Consider the following 17,387-nt stretch of genomic DNA (forward strand, 5'->3'; position numbering starts at 1 on the left):
AAATGTTCTCTACATTTTCAGTAAACGTTTACTCAAATACCTTACCGGATACCAGACAGATAAAAATCCGACAGTAAATACGGTAATAAATATCACGATGACATCCTCCAAATGAACACTGACCGGATAGGAATCAACTACAAAATTACCTGCAGCACTACCTCCACCCAATGAAACTATCCCGTAGGCCATCTGAACCCAACATAGAACCAAGCCGAGTATAATCCCGATTATAGCTCCATAAAAGGAAATCATGCATCCTTCGAAAAGGAAAATACTCGAAACAAGCCGATCGTCAGCTCCCAATTTACGAAGTGTATTCACATCTTCCTTTTTATCCAGAATAAGCATCGACAGCGAACCTATCACATTGAAACAGGCGATCACGAGAATAAAGGTAAGAAACAAATACGAAACCAATTTCTCTATCTCCATGATGCGAAACACATCCTCCTGCTGCTCGTAACGGTTACGAATAACAAAACCATCTCCTAACGCCTTCCCGATCTTTTCTTTCACTACAGAAATATTAGATCCCGGCTTTAGTTTCAGTTCTATTGCAGACACTTCGGTAGTATAATCAAGCAAACGCCGGGCAAAATCCAACGAAGTGAGAATATACTGTCCGTCATACTTCTGCTGATTGACTACAAACACTACACCGGGCGAATACAAATAATCCATATTAAAGGAAGCAGCCGGATTTGCAAGATTAACCTTTCCATTCCTTTTAGGAATATATACCTGCAAAGGATCGACAAACCTGATTCCGGTCCCCAACGTAGAGACAAGCTCAATCCCCATCACTCCATAATCCACTACAGAATCGTTCAACAAAAACTCACCTGCTCCATAAAGGATACTATCTATCGCAGTCAACTGCTCAAAATTATCTTGTACCCCCTTTATAACAGCCATTGTTTGACGATCCTTATATTGCACCATCGCATTCTCTTCAAGTGTTTCAGTCAACACATCTACTTCCGGCATCTGCCGGATAGCCTGAATACGCGGGTCCTGTGCATCGAAAACTTTTCCTTCACCAATCGTCACTTTCAGTTCCGGATCAAACACAGTAAACAGATCGGCTACTGTATCCTGAAAACCATTGAATACGGAAAGTGTACACACCATTGCCATCGTAGCCAATGCTACTCCACACACGGAAATAGCCGAAATGATATTAATGGCATTGTGTTTCTTCTTTGAGAAAAGATATCGCCGGGCTATGTAGAAGGGAAGATTCACTTCAACAAGGCATCTATCTTTTCAATGTAGTCCAGCGAATCGTCCACAAAAAATTTCAATTCGGGGATAATGCGCAACTGATGACGAACACGGGTACCGAGTTCGAAACGGATGGACTTCATATTATTATTGATATTCTTTACCATTTCTTCGCTTTTATCAGAAGGGAAGACACTTAAATATACGCGGGCAATGCTCATATCAGGGCTGATACGTACAGCACTGACCGACACCAACACACCGGGCATAGCCTTGGTCTGCAACAGAAAAATCTCACTGAGTTCCTTCTGTAACAAACGGGCTATCTTATTCTGTCTCGTTGTTTCCATAAACTTTCTACGTAATTATTTTATCAAACAAGCAATTAGCACTTGTTACAATAGAACACAAAATTAGAGAAATATATCGTTTGACAGATAAAATATGTACTATTTTTAATCTTCATTATTGAATTATTCTTCCAATGCTAAAGAGTAATCAACTAATACACATCTCACTTTTTACGAATAATGGTCAGTCCATCACGCAAAGGGAGGATTACTTTCTCCACTCGCTCATCATGTGCCACCAATTCGTTGAAAGCCTTAATACCGATGGTTTGATAGTCGTTGTTATGTGGCTCTTCCAGCACATGGCCATCCCATAAAGTGTTATCGGCTATGATATATCCTCCGGGAGAAAGATGCGCAAGAGTCATCTCATAATATTCAATATACTTACGTTTATCGCCATCCACAAAAGCAAGGTCAAACGTAACTCCCAATGCAGGTATCAATTGGAGAGCATCTCCAATGTAGAATTTAATTTTATCAGCATAAGCTGAATTTTCGAGCCAGGGACGGGTAAAATCTTCCTGTTCGTCATTTATCTCAAATGTGTGGAGCATTCCACCCTCCTCAAGTCCTTCGGCCAAGCAAAGGGCGGAATAACCACTATAAGTTCCTATTTCTAATATCTGGCGAGGCCGTATCATACGAACAAACATCTTCAACATACGCCCCTGCAGATGACCGGAAGCCATACGGGGACGCAGAAGCTTGACATGCGTATCCCGATAAAGAGCTTTCAGGTATTCACCCTCTTCATCGATATGCTTTAGGATATATTCGTCTAAAAGATCGGTCTCTTTCATCTCATCCTACAGATAACGGTTGCTGTTAGGCAATACACTGTCACCGGCATGCTTCAAAGCATCTTCCACGACATTGATCTCAAGGAAAGAGGTTTGTGTCCCGGCTTTACCGCTACTCAGATAACCCACCATATCAGTAGGATGTAAACGTCCTTCTTTCAATAAACGACGCAGAGCGGCAAAATAATACTCCTGTCCGTTGGCCAACTCAGGCATGTAGATCGCCTCCACTCCATAAGAGAGTGCCAGGTGACGCATAGTTTTCTCCTTATAACAAATGGCAAGCACCGGATATTTACCACGGAAAGCAGCCAGATTACGTGCAGTGCGCCCTTGATAGCTATCAGTAATGATAGCGCGTATTTTTAGTTTAGTAGTTGCTTTCACAGCCTGTTTGGCAAGGAAAGCAGTCACGTCATTACTATTCTCATCCAAAGGAATACGGATATCATTTTCTTCCAATTTGTCTTTTTCAGCCTGTGCAGCAATCTTAGTCATGGTTTTCACAGCCTCCACCGGATATTTACCATACGCGGTTTCACCACTCAACATCAGAGCATCCGTACGATAATAGATAGCATTCGCAATATCGGTTACTTCAGCACGAGTCGGACGCGGATTATTTATCATCGTATGTAACATCTGTGTAGCTACGATTACCGGCTTCTTGGCAAGAATACATTTACGTATCAATGTACGCTGAATTCCCGGAATGCGTTCCTGTGGAACTTCAATACCCAAGTCACCGCGAGCTACCATCACTCCATCAGCAACTTCCAGAATCTCATCTATATTATCTACGCCTTCTTGATTCTCTATTTTAGCAATAATACGGATATCGCTGTTGTGTGCATCCAGAATTTCACGAATATCAAGCACATCCTGACGGTTACGTACAAAAGAATGTGCTATGAAATCGATATCTTTTTCTATCGCATAAAGAATGTTATTACGATCTTTTTCAGTCAGAGAAGGCAGGTTGATGCGGACCCCGGGAACATTTACACTCTTACGGCTCCCCAAAGTTGCTTCATTCTGCACCTCACAAAGTAAATATTCGGACGTTTTATCAATAACCCGCAACTCAAGATCACCATCGTCAATCAAAATAGTTCCACCTATATTCAGATCGTGTACGAAATTCGGATAAGAAACGGCAATACATTCACGGATAGTCTCACGTTCGGGATCCCCCACAATTTTAACCTTCTCGCCAATCTGATAAAGTATTGGTTCCGCATTGGCAGTGGTACGTACCTCCGGACCTTTAGTATCCATAAGGATAGCGATGCGATTGGACACGGTACGAACATTGGCAATCAACGCTTCAAACCCTTCACGACTGGCGTGAGCTGTGTTCATACGAACCACATTCATCCCTGCATCAAACAACTCTTTTATAAAATCTACATCGCAACGTCTGTCTGAGATGGAAGCTACGATTTTAGTCTGTTTCAGCAACATAATCTATCTACCTATTTATATTTATACCTATTTATCTAATAAAGCCTCAAGTGCCAGACGATATGAGTTCAATCCAAATCCACAAATCACACCTTTACAGGCACAAGCAATCATAGAAACATGACGGAACGACTCGCGGGCATGAACATTGGAAATATGAACCTCAATCACAGGAGAGGGAACGGAACGGATGGCATCCTGCAAAGCAATGGAAGTGTGCGTATAAGCTCCTGCATTCAAAATGATTCCATCCACATCGAAACCGGTCTGCTGAATTTTATCTATCATTTCTCCTTCAACGTTCGACTGGAAATAACCCAACTCCACATCGGGATATTTTTTACGAAGCTCACCCAAATACTCTTCAAATGTAACGCTTCCATATATAGAAGGTTCACGCTTGCCCAAAAGATTAATATTGGGACCATTAATAATTTGTATCCTCATAACACAATCCTGCTATTTTTAATACCTTTGTCTTCGAGAACAATATTTCAAGATGCAAAGGTAGAAAAAAGAAATGAAATTAGACGAAAAAACAAAAAAGAAGGATGAGCAAGGGTTGATTATCAAAAAGTACCAACAGTATCTGAAACTGGAAAAGTCATTATCCAAAAACACATTGGATGCTTATTTGACGGATTTGGATAAGCTATTGAACTTTTTATCGGCCGAAGGTGTGGATATACTGGAAATCAGCCTGAAAGACCTTCAGCGTTTTGCAGCCGGACTGCATGATATCGGTATCCATGCCCGGTCACAGGCACGTATCATTTCCGGCATCAAGTCTTTCTTCCATTTTCTGATAATGGCCGATTATATAGAAGCTGATCCGAGTGAATTACTGGAAGGTCCCAAGATTGGTTTTAAACTACCGGAAGTATTGACTGTAGAGGAAATAGACCGTATTATCTCGACAGTAGATCTGAGCAAAAATGAGGGACAGCGAAATCGGGCAATATTGGAAACACTCTATAGCTGTGGTTTACGGGTTTCGGAATTAACCAACTTAAAACTATCAGATCTTTATTTTAATGAAGGATTCATTAAAGTAGAAGGAAAAGGTAGTAAACAACGATTGGTACCCATCTCCCCCAGAGCCATTCAGGAAATAAAATACTATTTCATGGATCGAAACCGGATTAACATAAAAAAAGATTATGAGGATTATCTGTTTTTAAGCAGACGGGGAACACACCTATCACGTATCATGATCTTTCATCTTATCAAAGAACTGGCCGATATGGCAGGTATCACCAAAAACATCAGTCCACACACATTCCGGCATTCTTTCGCAACACACCTTCTTGAAGGAGGCGCCAACCTGAGAGCTATTCAATGCATGCTCGGACATGAATCAATTTCGACCACCGAGATTTACACACATATCGACCGTAATATGCTACGAAGTGAAATCATAGAACACCATCCGCGCAACATCAAATATCGGCAAGAAAAAAGGCATTTCGATAAACAATAAAGTCTGGTTTGGTGTTATTTATAAAGAGGAATAGTGCTGAACAGCTCGGGAATGCGACAGTTTTCATTAAATTATAATAAAATTAAAGGTGTATTTGCCTAAATGTATAAGAATTAATATCTTTGCATAGCATTTATGGGCAATCCACAGATGCGTATTGAATAGACAAAATTTCAATTACAAACATTTAATTTATACCTAAAATGATCAAGAAGTTGTATTTGCCTTTACTTATGGCATTGGTTGTTGCATTGTCATCATGTAGCAACAAAATGGGTGCACTGTCATCTGATTACTTCACTACGACTCCTCAGGTACTGGAAGCTGTAGGTGGTAAAGTTCCTGTGACTATCAACGGAAAGTTCCCTGAAAAGTATTTCAAAAAGAACGCAGTTGTTGAAGTAACTCCGGTCCTGAAATGGGAAGGTGGACAAGTGAAAGGACAGCCTGCTGTATTCCAGGGTGAAAAGGTAGAAGGTAACGACCAGACTATCTCTTACAAGATGGGTGGTAATTACACGATGAAAACTACATTCGACTATGTTCCTGAAATGGCTAAGTCTGAACTGTACCTTGAATTCAACGCAAAAGTTGGAAAAAAAACAATCGCTATCCCTGCAGTGAAAATCGCAGACGGTGTGATCTCTACTTCTGAATTGATTAACAATACTTTGAGCAGCGCTAATCCGGCTTTGGGTGACGACGCTTTCCAACGTATCATCAAAGAAGCACACAACGCTAACATCATGTTCCTTATCCAACAGGCTAACATCCGTTCAAGCGAATTGAAAACCGCTAAGGAATTCAACAAGGAAGTTGCTAACGTAAACGATGCAGAAAACAAAAAGATCAGCAATATCGAAATTTCTGCTTATGCTTCTCCTGATGGTGGTGTGAAACTGAACACAGGTTTGGCTGAGAACCGTGAAGGTAACACTACTAAACTGATCAATAAAGACCTGAAGAAAGCTAAAATCGAAGTTCCGGTTGATGCTAAATATACTGCTCAGGACTGGGAAGGTTTCCAGGAACTGGTTTCTAAATCAAACATTCAGGATAAAGAACTGATTCTTCGTGTTCTGTCTATGTATCAGGATCCGGAACAAAGAGAGACAGAAATCAAAAACATCTCTTCTGTATACAAAACTTTGGCTGACGAAATCCTGCCGCAGTTGCGTCGTTCTCGTTTGACTTTGAACTATGAAATCATCGGTAAGTCTGATGAAGAAATCGCTAATCTGGCTGCAACAGATCCGAAACAGTTGAATCTGGAAGAAATCCTGTATGCTGCTACACTGACTAACGACCCGGCTAAGAAGGCTGACATCTATACAAAAGCTTCTCAGCAGTTCCCGAATGACTACCGTGCATTCAACAACTTGGGTAAACTGGCTTATCAAGCAGGTGATTTGGACAAGGCTCAATCATACGTGAAAAAAGCAGAAAGCATTAAAGCTGCTCCTGAAGTAAACATGAACTTAGGTTTGATCGCTCTGGCTAAGGGTGACAAAGCTGCTGCTGAGTCATACTTAGGTAAAGCTGCCGGTGCTAAAGAACTGAACGAAACATTGGGTAACCTGTACGTAGCTCAGGGACAATACGAAAGAGCAGTAAACGCATTTGGAGACACTAAAACAAACAGTGCTGCTTTGGCACAGATCCTGGCTAAGGACTACAACAAAGCTAAAAACACTTTGGCTGGTATCTCAACTCCGGATGCTTACACAGACTATCTGATGGCTGTTCTGGGTGCAAGAACTAACAACACTTCTATGCTGACAAGCAGCTTGAAGAGCGCTGTAGCTAAGAACCCGGCTTTGGCTAAGAAAGCTGCTACAGACCTTGAGTTCGCTAAATATTATACGAATTCTGATTTCATGAACATCGTAAAATAAGCGAGACTTAATTGAGAAAAATATAAAAAAGGAGTTGTCCGCCACATAAATGGCGGGCAATTCTTTTTTTTTATCTACAAAACCCTTACTTTCGCAGAAAAGAAATAAGAATGAGAAAGATAGGGATTCTATTTATTACCGTGTTTTGCCTGTTTGCCTGTAAAAGCAACAGCACCCAAATCAGTCTGGAAGGTGAACTTAAGGGACTGACTAACGACACACTCTACTTATATGGAACAGACGCTCTATATGATCGCATAGATACCATTTATGCACAAGAAGGTAAGTTTAACTACAATCTCAACGTAGATTCGACAGTAATCGATACGCTCACAGCAACTGTACTCCTGATAAACGGGAATGTAGAGTATCCGCTCTTCCTGGATAAAGGAAACCAAATCAAGATAAAAGGAAATGCGAATGATCTCAGCCATTTGGATATAGATGGCAATGAACCGAACACAAGCTTGAGTCTTTTTATGAAAGAACAGAAAAGTTTGGGTCAGGTATCCAATAAAATGATGCAGGAAAAAGCCGAAACATTTATCCGCCAACACAACTCCTCACTGGCCAGTATTTATCTCCTCGACAAATATTTTGTGCAGATACCACAGCCGGATTATACCAAAATAAAAGAAATAACCGAAAGCATGACGGGAGCACTCCTTGATCGTCCTTATATTGAAAATATCAGCGACTATATTGATCAACTGGAAAAAGTGACTGTTGGTAAATCTGCTCCTTATTTTAGTTTACCCAATAAAAAAGGTGAGAAGTTATCACGTTCAGCTGAAAAGTTCAGAGACAAATATCTTCTACTTAATTTCTGGGCTTCGTGGTGTGACCAACCATCCGAAGCCAATACAGAGCTGAAAAAACTAAATAAGGAATATAAGAGAAACAAGAACTTTGCCATATTAGGCATATCGCTTGATATAGATAAGAAAGCATGGGAAACAGCCATCAGTAAAGATAGCCTGAATTGGGAGCAAGTATGCGATTTTACCGGTTTAAGCTCAGAAACAGCGAAGCAATATGCAATACTGACGCTACCAACCAATATCCTGATCTCGCCAACCGGCAGAATTCTGGCAAGAGACATCAAAGGAGAAGCACTTACCAATAAACTAAAAGAATTACTGAAAACCGAAGAAAAGAAATCCGGAAGAACTAACCGCTAAAATCGAGTCACTAACCTCAAAATCATTAGAAACACGTGCTTATAAAAGTATTCGGAGCGGCTGTACAAGGCATTGAAGCAACCCTCATCACTATAGAAGTCAACAGTTCACGAGGATGTATGTTCTACATGGTAGGCCTTCCCGACTCAGCAGTTAAAGAAAGCCACCAGCGTATTCTGTCTGCCCTGCAAGTAACCGGGTACAAGATGCCTACCAGCAATATTGTTATCAACATGGCTCCGGCAGATATCCGCAAGGAGGGCTCATCTTACGATCTGCCATTGGCTATCGGAATGTTGGCTGCCAGCGAGACAATTTCATCCCAGAAACTATCTCGCTATATGATAATGGGGGAACTCAGTCTCGATGGAACAATCCAACCCATCAAAGGAGCTTTACCCATAGCTATCAAAGCACGGGAAGAAGGATTTACCGGGTTAATCGTTCCTTTGCAAAACGCACGGGAAGCGGCAGTAGTCAATCACTTGTCGGTATACGGAGTGAGTAATATACAGGAAGTTATTGAATTCATCAATGATAAACACGAACTGACACCGACTACAGTCCAGACCCGTGAAGAATTTTATGCCTGCCAAAGTGACTTTGAATACGATTTCGCAGATGTGAAAGGACAAGAAAATGTGAAACGTGCACTTGAGGTGGCGGCTGCAGGAGGCCACAACCTCATTATGGTAGGAGCGCCGGGCAGCGGTAAATCGATGATGGCAAAAAGGCTACCTTCCATTTTGCCCCCTCTATCCTTAGGTGAAAGCCTTGAAACAACCAAAATACATTCAGTAGCCGGCAAGTTAGGACGCAACTCTTCTCTGATATCCCAACGTCCCTTTCGTGACCCACACCACACCATCTCACAAGTAGCTATGGTGGGTGGAGGCAGTTTTCCGCAACCGGGAGAAATCAGCCTGGCACATAATGGAGTCCTCTTTCTGGACGAGCTACCGGAGTTTAACCGCAGTGTGCTCGAAGTATTGCGTCAGCCTCTTGAAGACCGTCGTATCACCATTTCACGCGTAAAAAGCACGATTGACTATCCTGCCAGTTTCATGCTGGTAGCATCTATGAACCCGTGCCCATGTGGCTATTACAACCATCCGACCAAACCATGCGTCTGTAATCCGGGACAAGTACAAAAATACCTGAATAAGATATCTGGTCCTCTGCTGGACCGGATTGATATTCAAATTGAAATAGTTCCTGTACCATTTGAAAAGATCTCAGAACAACGACAAGGAGAATCCAGTGCAGCCATCAGGCAAAGAGTGATCAAGGCCCGACAAATACAGGAAGAAAGATTTGCTTGTTATCCGGGAACTTATTGCAATGCTCAAATGACAAGCAAGCAACTATCGGCTTTTGCACAGCCTGAAACAAAAGGTCTGTCACTGTTGAAAAATGCCATGGAACGCCTCAATCTTTCAGCCCGCGCTTATGATCGTATCTTGAAAGTATCTCGTACGATAGCCGATCTGGAAGGAAGCGAACAAATAAAACCAGAGCATTTGGCAGAAGCCATCAGCTACCGGAACTTAGATCGAGAGAATTGGGCTGGATAATGTTATGAAGAGCAAAGTTATAATGAAAGAAAACCTCCTTATCACACTCTGTCTTATCTTGTTATCATATGGAATGACCGGATGCAAAGACTCTACACGAACTTTGCTTAGTAAGTCTGTAGAAATGGAAAAAGTATCTACAGACAGTATGCTGTTTTATCTTCAACAAATACAAGAACCAAACCATCTAACCAATAAACAGCGGGCTGAATACTGCTTCCAATTATACAAAGCCACATTGTGGAAAACTCAAAAGCCCAAAGATTCTCTACTTAAAGTATGCATCCCACTTTTTTTACAATATGGAGATACAGCCCAATGGTTACAGGCTCAACTGGAACAAGCTAACAGTTACTTTTACAAGCACCAGCCGGATTCTGTTTTACATGTCGCTTCATCCCTTCAAAACAAGAAAAAGTATATGACATATAACCAACAGAGATATTATTACAACATGCAAAAATTTGCCTACTTTAATCTAAAAAAATATTCGCAAGCCCTTGATCTGGCAAATAGCGTACTGACACTGAATAATCCATCTAATGATACTCTATCTTTATTTTACGACCATCGGAGCCGATTGGAAATATTAAAAAAAATGGGAAAGACAGACGAAGCAATAGAAGGATATTATAAGATGCTTGAATGGCTTGCCCCTTCAAAAGAATACCGTTATCTAAACTATTCCATAGCCGAAGATATTGTGAATTATCATCTACAGCAGCAAGATTTCAACAAAGCACTGGAATCCATGCTGGAGCTCCGCTCGTATCGCCGTAATCGTTATGACGTACCTTACTATCAATTGATCCGCGGACAAATATTCCAATCCTTGCACCAACTGGATTCAGCCCAATACTATTATAAACAAGCAGCTATCTCAAACTCACCATATATCGCGGCAGAAGCAACCTCCCGCCTGTTCCGGTTAATAAATGCGACGCAATATCCTGAGCAGGCATATTATCTGGCAAAAAATGAAGATATACTGTATGACAATCTTACATTAAACGTTAAAACAGAAGAGACTACCAGAAAATACAACGAAGCCAAGCTTCAGAATGAACTGTATCAACTACGTCTCACTCAGCAAGAAAAAGAATTATGGATGATGGGAATCACAGTTATTCTATTATTCATAGCCCTACTGATATCATTTTTCTATCATCAGGAAAAGAAGAAAAGATTGCTATCGGAGCGAAAGCTGCAAGCAGAACAGGCAGAAGAAGAGGCTCGCCGATTGCAACACGAGAATGAATTATTGCATAAAGAAGCTGAACTAAGTGCGCTACGCGAAAAAGAGATTTTCATGCGTAATAAAGAAAGTGAAATGCGTGAAGCCCTATTCCGTCACATCTCTTTCTTCCAGAAGCTTCCTTCCCTCCATACAGAAAACTCTCCGGAAGATGGTCCAAACAGCCGGAAAATCACTGTAAATGATGCAGAATGGAGCGAAGTAAAACAAGCGGTAAATGATGCATTTAATAATTTCGTTGACCGGCTGCAAGAAAATTATCCGCAACTCAGTGAGAAAGATATTTGTTTTTGCTGCCTGGTAAAGATCAATGTGAACATACAAGACCTATCGGATATCTATTGTGTCAGTAAAGCAGCCATCACTAAACGCAAGTACCGAATTAAAACAGAAAAGATGCATATTTCTGATGAAACTCTCAGTTTAGACGCCATTCTCCAAAGCTTCTGATAATAGTTGTCCGCCAGACGAAAAGGGAAGCCCACAACTAATACACTGAGCAACAACAAACTAAGCAACAGTCAAGCATCTATTTTTGTCCGCCTGTTTTTTTGTCCTCCCTCCCACTAATAGCTAATTTTGCTATTACAAAACGCGTTTGATTATTCATCTAATTATTTATGCTTATGAAAACCAGAATGATTTATCACAGTTTGGCAATCTGCTGTTTATTGCCAACTTTTGCTTTTACAACGGGGGACAACGATCCACTCGCAAAATCACCCACAGTTGCCAAACTTACGAATACTCCCAATGGCCCGTTGATCGGTTGCGACTTAAAAGCACTGAAAGATACCGTAAATTTCCCATTGAGTCAGTTGACAGAAGAATTACAAATTGTAAAACTCGACAATCGGGATGAAGCGCTCATTGGTGGCTGGGTACGGACGACCGTCGGAGAGAAATATATTTTAGTAAGCAATAACAAACAGACCCCTTACAAACTATTCGATCGTTCGGGTAAGTTTATTACCACTATCGGATCGTATGGACAGGGACCAAACGAATACCTTAATACATATGCCGAACAACTGGACGAAGCAAATAACCGCATCTACATTTTACCCTGGCAAAGCAACAAGATATTGGTATTTGACTTAAAAGGCAATGCATTAGACCCTATTCCCCTATGTTTGCGAGTTCCCAAAGGAAAATTCCGGGTAGATACTGCTAAATCAGAAGTCACAGTCACCGTTTTGCCATTCCCCAACTGGCCTGCAGTAGTATGGACTCAAGATTTAAAGGGTAAGCGTAAAAACTTTGTAGCACCGGGCAGTCTTTCTATGCCACAGGATTTCAGCAACGAAGTATTGATGGGAAATAATACCTCTGCTTATGATGTCATGCTACTCAAAATTATGCCTAAACCAAGTGTAGATACTCTATACCACTATAATGCCGCAAAAAACAAACTGGAAGGGCGTTTTACTGTAAAATATCCATCAAACGATAATCTGCCTTGGCACGGTTATTATGAGATACCCAATCATTTCATAGGCGATGTATCTTTCCCAGTACAAGTAGACGAAAACACATTCTCCAGTTCTAAACCGGCTTATTACATAGTTAACAAGAAAACTTTGCACGGCAATTATGTGCGTCTTTACAACGACTTTCTTACTACTCCCAGTTCGACAATCTACCCTTCATTCAGTAATGGGTATTATGTCACTAATATGGAACCACTGGCATTGAAAGAAATGCTTGAGAAAGAAGTCAATAAGAAAGGACTGGCAGCTGACAGAAAGAAAAAGGTACAAGACTTAATTAAGTCTCTCAATGAAAACGACAATAATATCGTATTATTCGCCAAATTGAGAAAGTAAAAGAGTGATTGTAAATAGTAGCCATTGATAACTTAAGGGAAGTGCCCCGGTGGATTAACCTTCGGCACCTCCCTTATTGTCAAGCCATTGCGAATAATTTTCTAAAATCTTATAATAAATTTCTGCTATATAGAATCTGTTTCTTCCCGAGACTGTATTTACCAAATGTACGTAATAATCTATCAATCACCCCTGCTATGCCCCAACAACCCGAAATAACAAATAAAACAGTTGGATTTGCAGGACCTTTTATAAATACATTATCTCTCTATATGCTTAATTATAAGAAAAATAGTCCGGTTGCTTCTCCGTATTGATTATGTATATGTAACTTATATCCTTTATTCAGCGGCAAACCTTTCATCGAGATAGTATAAGTCATATTCTCGATTGGATGGACGAGATCATGGACAAGGACAGTGTTATGTGCATCCTTAATCTCAATATTTACATTATCAAAAGTTGTATTAAATTTTATATACAATAACTCCTCTTCATAATTTATCGATGCTTCAACAGACGGTAAGCCTCTTACAACTTCCCAACTTTCTGAAAGACTTATGTTCCGTTCCTGTACTGCGTTCAAAGATGTATTTTTTGTTATGGCTCTTGGAACCAAACAAAATAATAATGATAGAATAAATAGTAATTTTACTTTTTTCATAACTTGCTGTTTTTTTGATTAGACACAGCAAAATTAATAGCAAATTTAATAAATACATCCATTTTGCTGCAATTAGGCATGGACAATCACATATTGAATATCAGCAATTTATATATTTTTTGATGGACAAAGGGAATAATGCCTATCTGTTTCTCAAGCAAATATTGTATTTATACCGAATAATTGGAAGTATATTGAAAAAAAGTAAAATCCGACACCGATTTTATGCTGTACCTAAGTTATAGGTTAGTAAGTAAATGCTCGTAAAGAGTTGTTTTAGGTAAAGAGTTTAATCCAAGATGTTGGCGTAATCTTACTCTTTTTTTAGAGACAGAGTTTGGAGAAATACCCAGCAAGTCAGCTTCAATATTAGAATCGAAATTAAACATAACCAGACAACAGTACTTCCACTCCTGTTCCGTAAGTTCCAGACACAGGCTATATACATGAGATTTGAGATTTGGAAATGTATCCGTACTCTCTTCCACTATGGAGTTCCATAGCTTTTCTGTCAATAAACCCTCTTCCCGGGGAGCTTTATGGTTGGTTAATTCCAACAGTTTTTTATAAATGGGGGAACTATTAATTTTCACTCTTTGCAACTGATGATATTTTTGTGTTAAATTGTCAATTTCTTCTTGCAATTCATTAATTGCACCCTCATTTTTATCTTTCAGGTCAACTAACTGGGACAGCTGCTGCCTCTTTTCTTCCAATTCAATAGTTGAATTCAATAATTCGATTTTCTTTGCAGCTAATTCTATCGTTTGTTTGTCCAGTTTGTTTTTTATCTTTTGTTTATAAAGAAAGTACATGAAAATTATAACACTCAGAAAGAAGACGCAAATACAGAGGATTATGATGTAACGTTGTTGCTGGATTGTCAGCTCATTAACTTTTTCTCTTAATTTAAAGTTACTATACTTTTTCTCTATTTCCAACACTCTTGATGCATGTTGAGCCATAGTAATAGAATCAACAGCGCATTGATACTCTTCCAGATTCTCTAATGCAGACTGGTAATTACCCTCTGCTTTATTAATCCTATAGTAAGCCTTTCTAATTGAAAATTCTCCCGGAGGGAATTTAGAAGAGACCTTGTTCAATGCCATTCGTGCTTTTTGGGGGAATCCCGTTTCTAAATATAGATTGATTAGCCCCAAATAGCTGTAAGTTGTATTAATAGAATCGTAGGAAACCGATTTTATATAATAGCCTTCTGCTTCTTCGTACCGTTTCAAATCACGATATATATTCCCAAAAGCATTTTCTATGATTGATTGAATCCTTTTATCACTTAAACCTTGTGCAAGAGAATCAGCTTCTTTTATACAACACAATGCTCGGTCAAAAGAGTCCAAAGCACACCATTGTCGGGCAATATTCCTTATTGCATAGATGTGGCTTTTTCTATTTCCCGCTTTCTCAAACAATATCTTAGAGTCTTCATATTGATTCATTGCCATTTGTGGCATATCGTTCAAGTTATATAAATCAGCTATATACGTACAGATATAGCCTGAAGTATTAAACAACCCATTATTTTGGGCAGAATGCAAGGCTTCGACATAGTTACTCATAGCCTTATCGTATTCACCGTCGACATAATAAGAACGTCCCAAATAAAGCTGCATCTTCGCTTGATCTTCGGTACTTCCATGTTTCATGTACCATGCCAGTGCACGATCCAGATTACAGGGAGAAGGCAGATTGTTATTGTTCAGTTTATCAGCAACTTTTCCTTTCAGCATACACCACAAAGAGAATTCGGCTATACTTAGAGCGTCAGGAGAAGGTATTCCAGCTAAAATTATATTGGCACTGTCAGGGTAAGTTTCGATTAACCTTTCGGCATTAAGTAATAAAGGCAATGATGGGTGTTGCTTTTCACATCCTATCAGTATCATAGTGAATAATAGTAATAGAATATTTTTTGTGTGTTCACTCATCATTGTCTGATTTTGGTATCTGCAAAGGTAAGTCCTTCATGTATATGATCAAAATACTATAATAGCCTCTAAATAAAGCATGAATCAGTCCCTAATTATCCCAATCTATAAAAATAGTTCCAAATAATCTCCTAAAGTTTTACAATCCTCTTCTGATGACAAAAGAGGAGCTCCCCTTCGTCATTGTGCAAATGCATACCGTTACCTTCACAATAACGGAAAAAGCTACAATCCGCACATTCACCCTTACGTGCCCACTCACGATCGCGGAACATCTGAAAGCGCTTTTCCCATACTTCCATAAAGTTATCTTTATAAATATTGCCTTGATGAAAATTACTGCGTATGCTGGGACAGGCTGAAATAGAGCCGTCGGCTAAGACAGAAGCCACACTGATACCCGCATTACACGAATAGAAATGATCACGTACTTCACTCTCATAATTACCAAGAAAGCCCTCACAACCATAGCTCAGATGGACACGCCCTTCCTTCCGTACCTGCTTGATAAATTCCAGAACTCCGGTAAATTCTTCATTTGTCAACTGAAATTCCGGATGACTGGCCGCACGCCCCACCGGAAAAATAGTAAAAATACGCCAGTTACGCACTCCTATAGTATACAAATAGCTCTTTAGCTCTCCCAAATGAGAGTAATTCTTCCGATTGACACAGGTAACAACATCCCAGGTCAGTTCGGGTTCGTGCACCAACATCTTAATGGCCTCCAACGCCTTTTCATAACTATCCGGATTACCACGCAACCAGTTATGTTCCTCTGCAAAGCCATCCAGACTAATTGTAACAGCATGCAAGCCGGCAGCCATCAGACTATCGAGCCGTTCACGGGTTAAATATAGCCCATTGGATACAATTCCCCATGGATATCCCCTACGATAAAGAGCTAACCCCACTTCCTCAAGGTCATTCCGCATCAGCGGTTCACCTCCGGTTATAATAATGTTAACCTCATTAGGATTGACGTGCGGTGTAATCGAATCTATAACCCGAAGAAAATCCTCTGCAGGCATATCCTTCTGTTCCGACATTTTCCGGCAATCACTTCCACAATGTTTACATGCCAAGTTACACCGTAATGTACATTCCCAGAAAAGTTGACGCAACGGATGCAATTCCCGGAGATTGTTTCTCATTTTAAGGGCTATCTCCAATCCCAGGCGTTTGCGAAGTGACAATCGTCCCGGATTATTTTTCATCGTCTTTTACCGTTTCCTTCTTGATTTGAATTGTTTTCTCTATAACTGTTTCTCCCCGATACCAATGGCTTCCGCCTGTAAACCCACCAACTTCTACATCTACGCTATCTTTAGAGTAACTGCCATTGGAATCAACATCCACATCACGGACGATAAAACGATATTTCTTAGACGGAAACTCTACCCTTTCAGTGGCAAAAGCCCCATCCTTATCAGTGATCAACGTATCCGGATAACTCAGCCATGCTCTGCCGTCACCTTCATGTACGGCTCCGGAAACAACTTCAATACCCGGAACAGGTTCCTGTGTATCAGCATCGATAACTTTACCTTTCACCCGATATTTGGCAGAAGGCATACCATATTCGAGGGGCGTATCGCCCCCTCCATTGTCACAAGACATAAATCCAAGCAACACAAGTAGTCCAGAAAGTGCCCGATTACTATATCGCAGCCATTGTTCGTTTTTCTTTTTCATATATAGAATTCGCGTTTAAGTCCA

15 protein-coding genes are annotated in these 17,387 nt (G+C 40.2%); 6 read left to right on the plus strand and 9 right to left on the minus strand.

All coding sequences use genetic code 11. The annotated features are described in order from the left end of the window. Positions 1–9: 9 nt before the first annotated feature. The 5 genes from JZY04_RS17890 to aroQ all read right to left on the minus strand — a co-directional run bounded on the left by JZY04_RS17890 (position 10) and on the right by aroQ (position 4,291). Positions 10–1,248, minus strand: coding sequence for an FtsX-like permease family protein (locus tag JZY04_RS17890; protein ID WP_122142321.1), 1,239 nt, complete (start codon positions 1,246–1,248; stop codon positions 10–12). Then, a complete protein-coding gene (gene rbfA / locus JZY04_RS17895; protein ID WP_005781741.1) occupies positions 1,245–1,577 on the minus strand; it encodes a 30S ribosome-binding factor RbfA in 333 nt (110 codons plus the stop codon). Before rbfA ends, JZY04_RS17890 begins: the two co-directional genes overlap by 4 nt. Before the next feature lie 164 nt (positions 1,578–1,741). After that, positions 1,742–2,380: an O-methyltransferase gene (locus tag JZY04_RS17900; RefSeq protein ID WP_005811781.1), complete on the minus strand. Its 639-nt coding sequence runs from the start codon at positions 2,378–2,380 to the stop codon at positions 1,742–1,744. A gap of 6 nt (positions 2,381–2,386) precedes the next feature. Next, positions 2,387–3,844 carry a pyruvate kinase gene (gene pyk / locus JZY04_RS17905; RefSeq protein ID WP_122142322.1) on the minus strand — a complete coding sequence of 486 codons (1,458 nt, stop codon included), beginning with the start codon at positions 3,842–3,844 and terminating at the stop codon, positions 2,387–2,389. A gap of 27 nt (positions 3,845–3,871) precedes the next feature. Beyond that, entirely contained in the window at positions 3,872–4,291 is a 420-nt protein-coding gene (aroQ, locus tag JZY04_RS17910) for a type II 3-dehydroquinate dehydratase (RefSeq protein WP_005781735.1), read from the minus strand. Between the two features lie 73 nt (positions 4,292–4,364). Between aroQ and xerD the strand changes: the two genes are divergently transcribed. From xerD to JZY04_RS17940, 6 genes are all read left to right on the plus strand, one after another. Next, positions 4,365–5,324, plus strand: a complete 960-nt coding sequence (xerD, locus tag JZY04_RS17915) for a site-specific tyrosine recombinase XerD (RefSeq protein ID WP_122142323.1) — start codon at positions 4,365–4,367, stop codon at positions 5,322–5,324. 203 nt (positions 5,325–5,527) lie between these two features. Continuing rightward, positions 5,528–7,219, plus strand: coding sequence for a tetratricopeptide repeat protein (locus tag JZY04_RS17920; protein WP_005811783.1), 1,692 nt, complete (start codon positions 5,528–5,530; stop codon positions 7,217–7,219). Between the two features lie 110 nt (positions 7,220–7,329). After that, complete coding sequence (locus tag JZY04_RS17925; RefSeq protein WP_122142324.1) at positions 7,330–8,400, plus strand: TlpA disulfide reductase family protein; 1,071 nt, start codon at positions 7,330–7,332, stop codon at positions 8,398–8,400. 35 nt (positions 8,401–8,435) lie between these two features. Further along, positions 8,436–9,974: a YifB family Mg chelatase-like AAA ATPase gene (locus JZY04_RS17930; protein ID WP_005781730.1), complete on the plus strand. Its 1,539-nt coding sequence runs from the start codon at positions 8,436–8,438 to the stop codon at positions 9,972–9,974. A gap of 22 nt (positions 9,975–9,996) precedes the next feature. Then, positions 9,997–11,679: a hypothetical protein gene (locus JZY04_RS17935; RefSeq protein ID WP_122142325.1), complete on the plus strand. Its 1,683-nt coding sequence runs from the start codon at positions 9,997–9,999 to the stop codon at positions 11,677–11,679. A 176-nt stretch (positions 11,680–11,855) separates the two neighbouring features. Beyond that, entirely contained in the window at positions 11,856–13,055 is a 1,200-nt protein-coding gene (locus JZY04_RS17940) for a 6-bladed beta-propeller (RefSeq protein WP_122142352.1), read from the plus strand. Positions 13,056–13,335: 280 nt separating this feature from the next. On the opposite strand, the gene JZY04_RS17945 is transcribed toward JZY04_RS17940, so the two are convergent. The 4 genes from JZY04_RS17945 to JZY04_RS17960 all read right to left on the minus strand — a co-directional run bounded on the left by JZY04_RS17945 (position 13,336) and on the right by JZY04_RS17960 (position 17,363). After that, entirely contained in the window at positions 13,336–13,719 is a 384-nt protein-coding gene (locus tag JZY04_RS17945; RefSeq protein WP_233484689.1) for a DUF3244 domain-containing protein, read from the minus strand. Between the two features lie 239 nt (positions 13,720–13,958). Further along, entirely contained in the window at positions 13,959–15,626 is a 1,668-nt protein-coding gene (locus tag JZY04_RS17950) for a hypothetical protein (protein ID WP_250717301.1), read from the minus strand. Positions 15,627–15,799: 173 nt separating this feature from the next. Further along, a complete protein-coding gene (locus tag JZY04_RS17955) occupies positions 15,800–16,885 on the minus strand; it encodes a TIGR04133 family radical SAM/SPASM protein (RefSeq protein WP_005811789.1) in 1,086 nt (361 codons plus the stop codon). Continuing rightward, complete coding sequence (locus JZY04_RS17960; RefSeq protein WP_122142326.1) at positions 16,875–17,363, minus strand: radical SAM-associated putative lipoprotein; 489 nt, start codon at positions 17,361–17,363, stop codon at positions 16,875–16,877. Before JZY04_RS17960 ends, JZY04_RS17955 begins: the two co-directional genes overlap by 11 nt. Between the last annotated feature and the right edge of the window lie 24 nt (positions 17,364–17,387).

Source organism: Bacteroides sp. 11BF, from assembly GCF_019633765.1.
GTDB classification, from domain to species: domain Bacteria; phylum Bacteroidota; class Bacteroidia; order Bacteroidales; family Bacteroidaceae; genus Bacteroides; species Bacteroides hominis.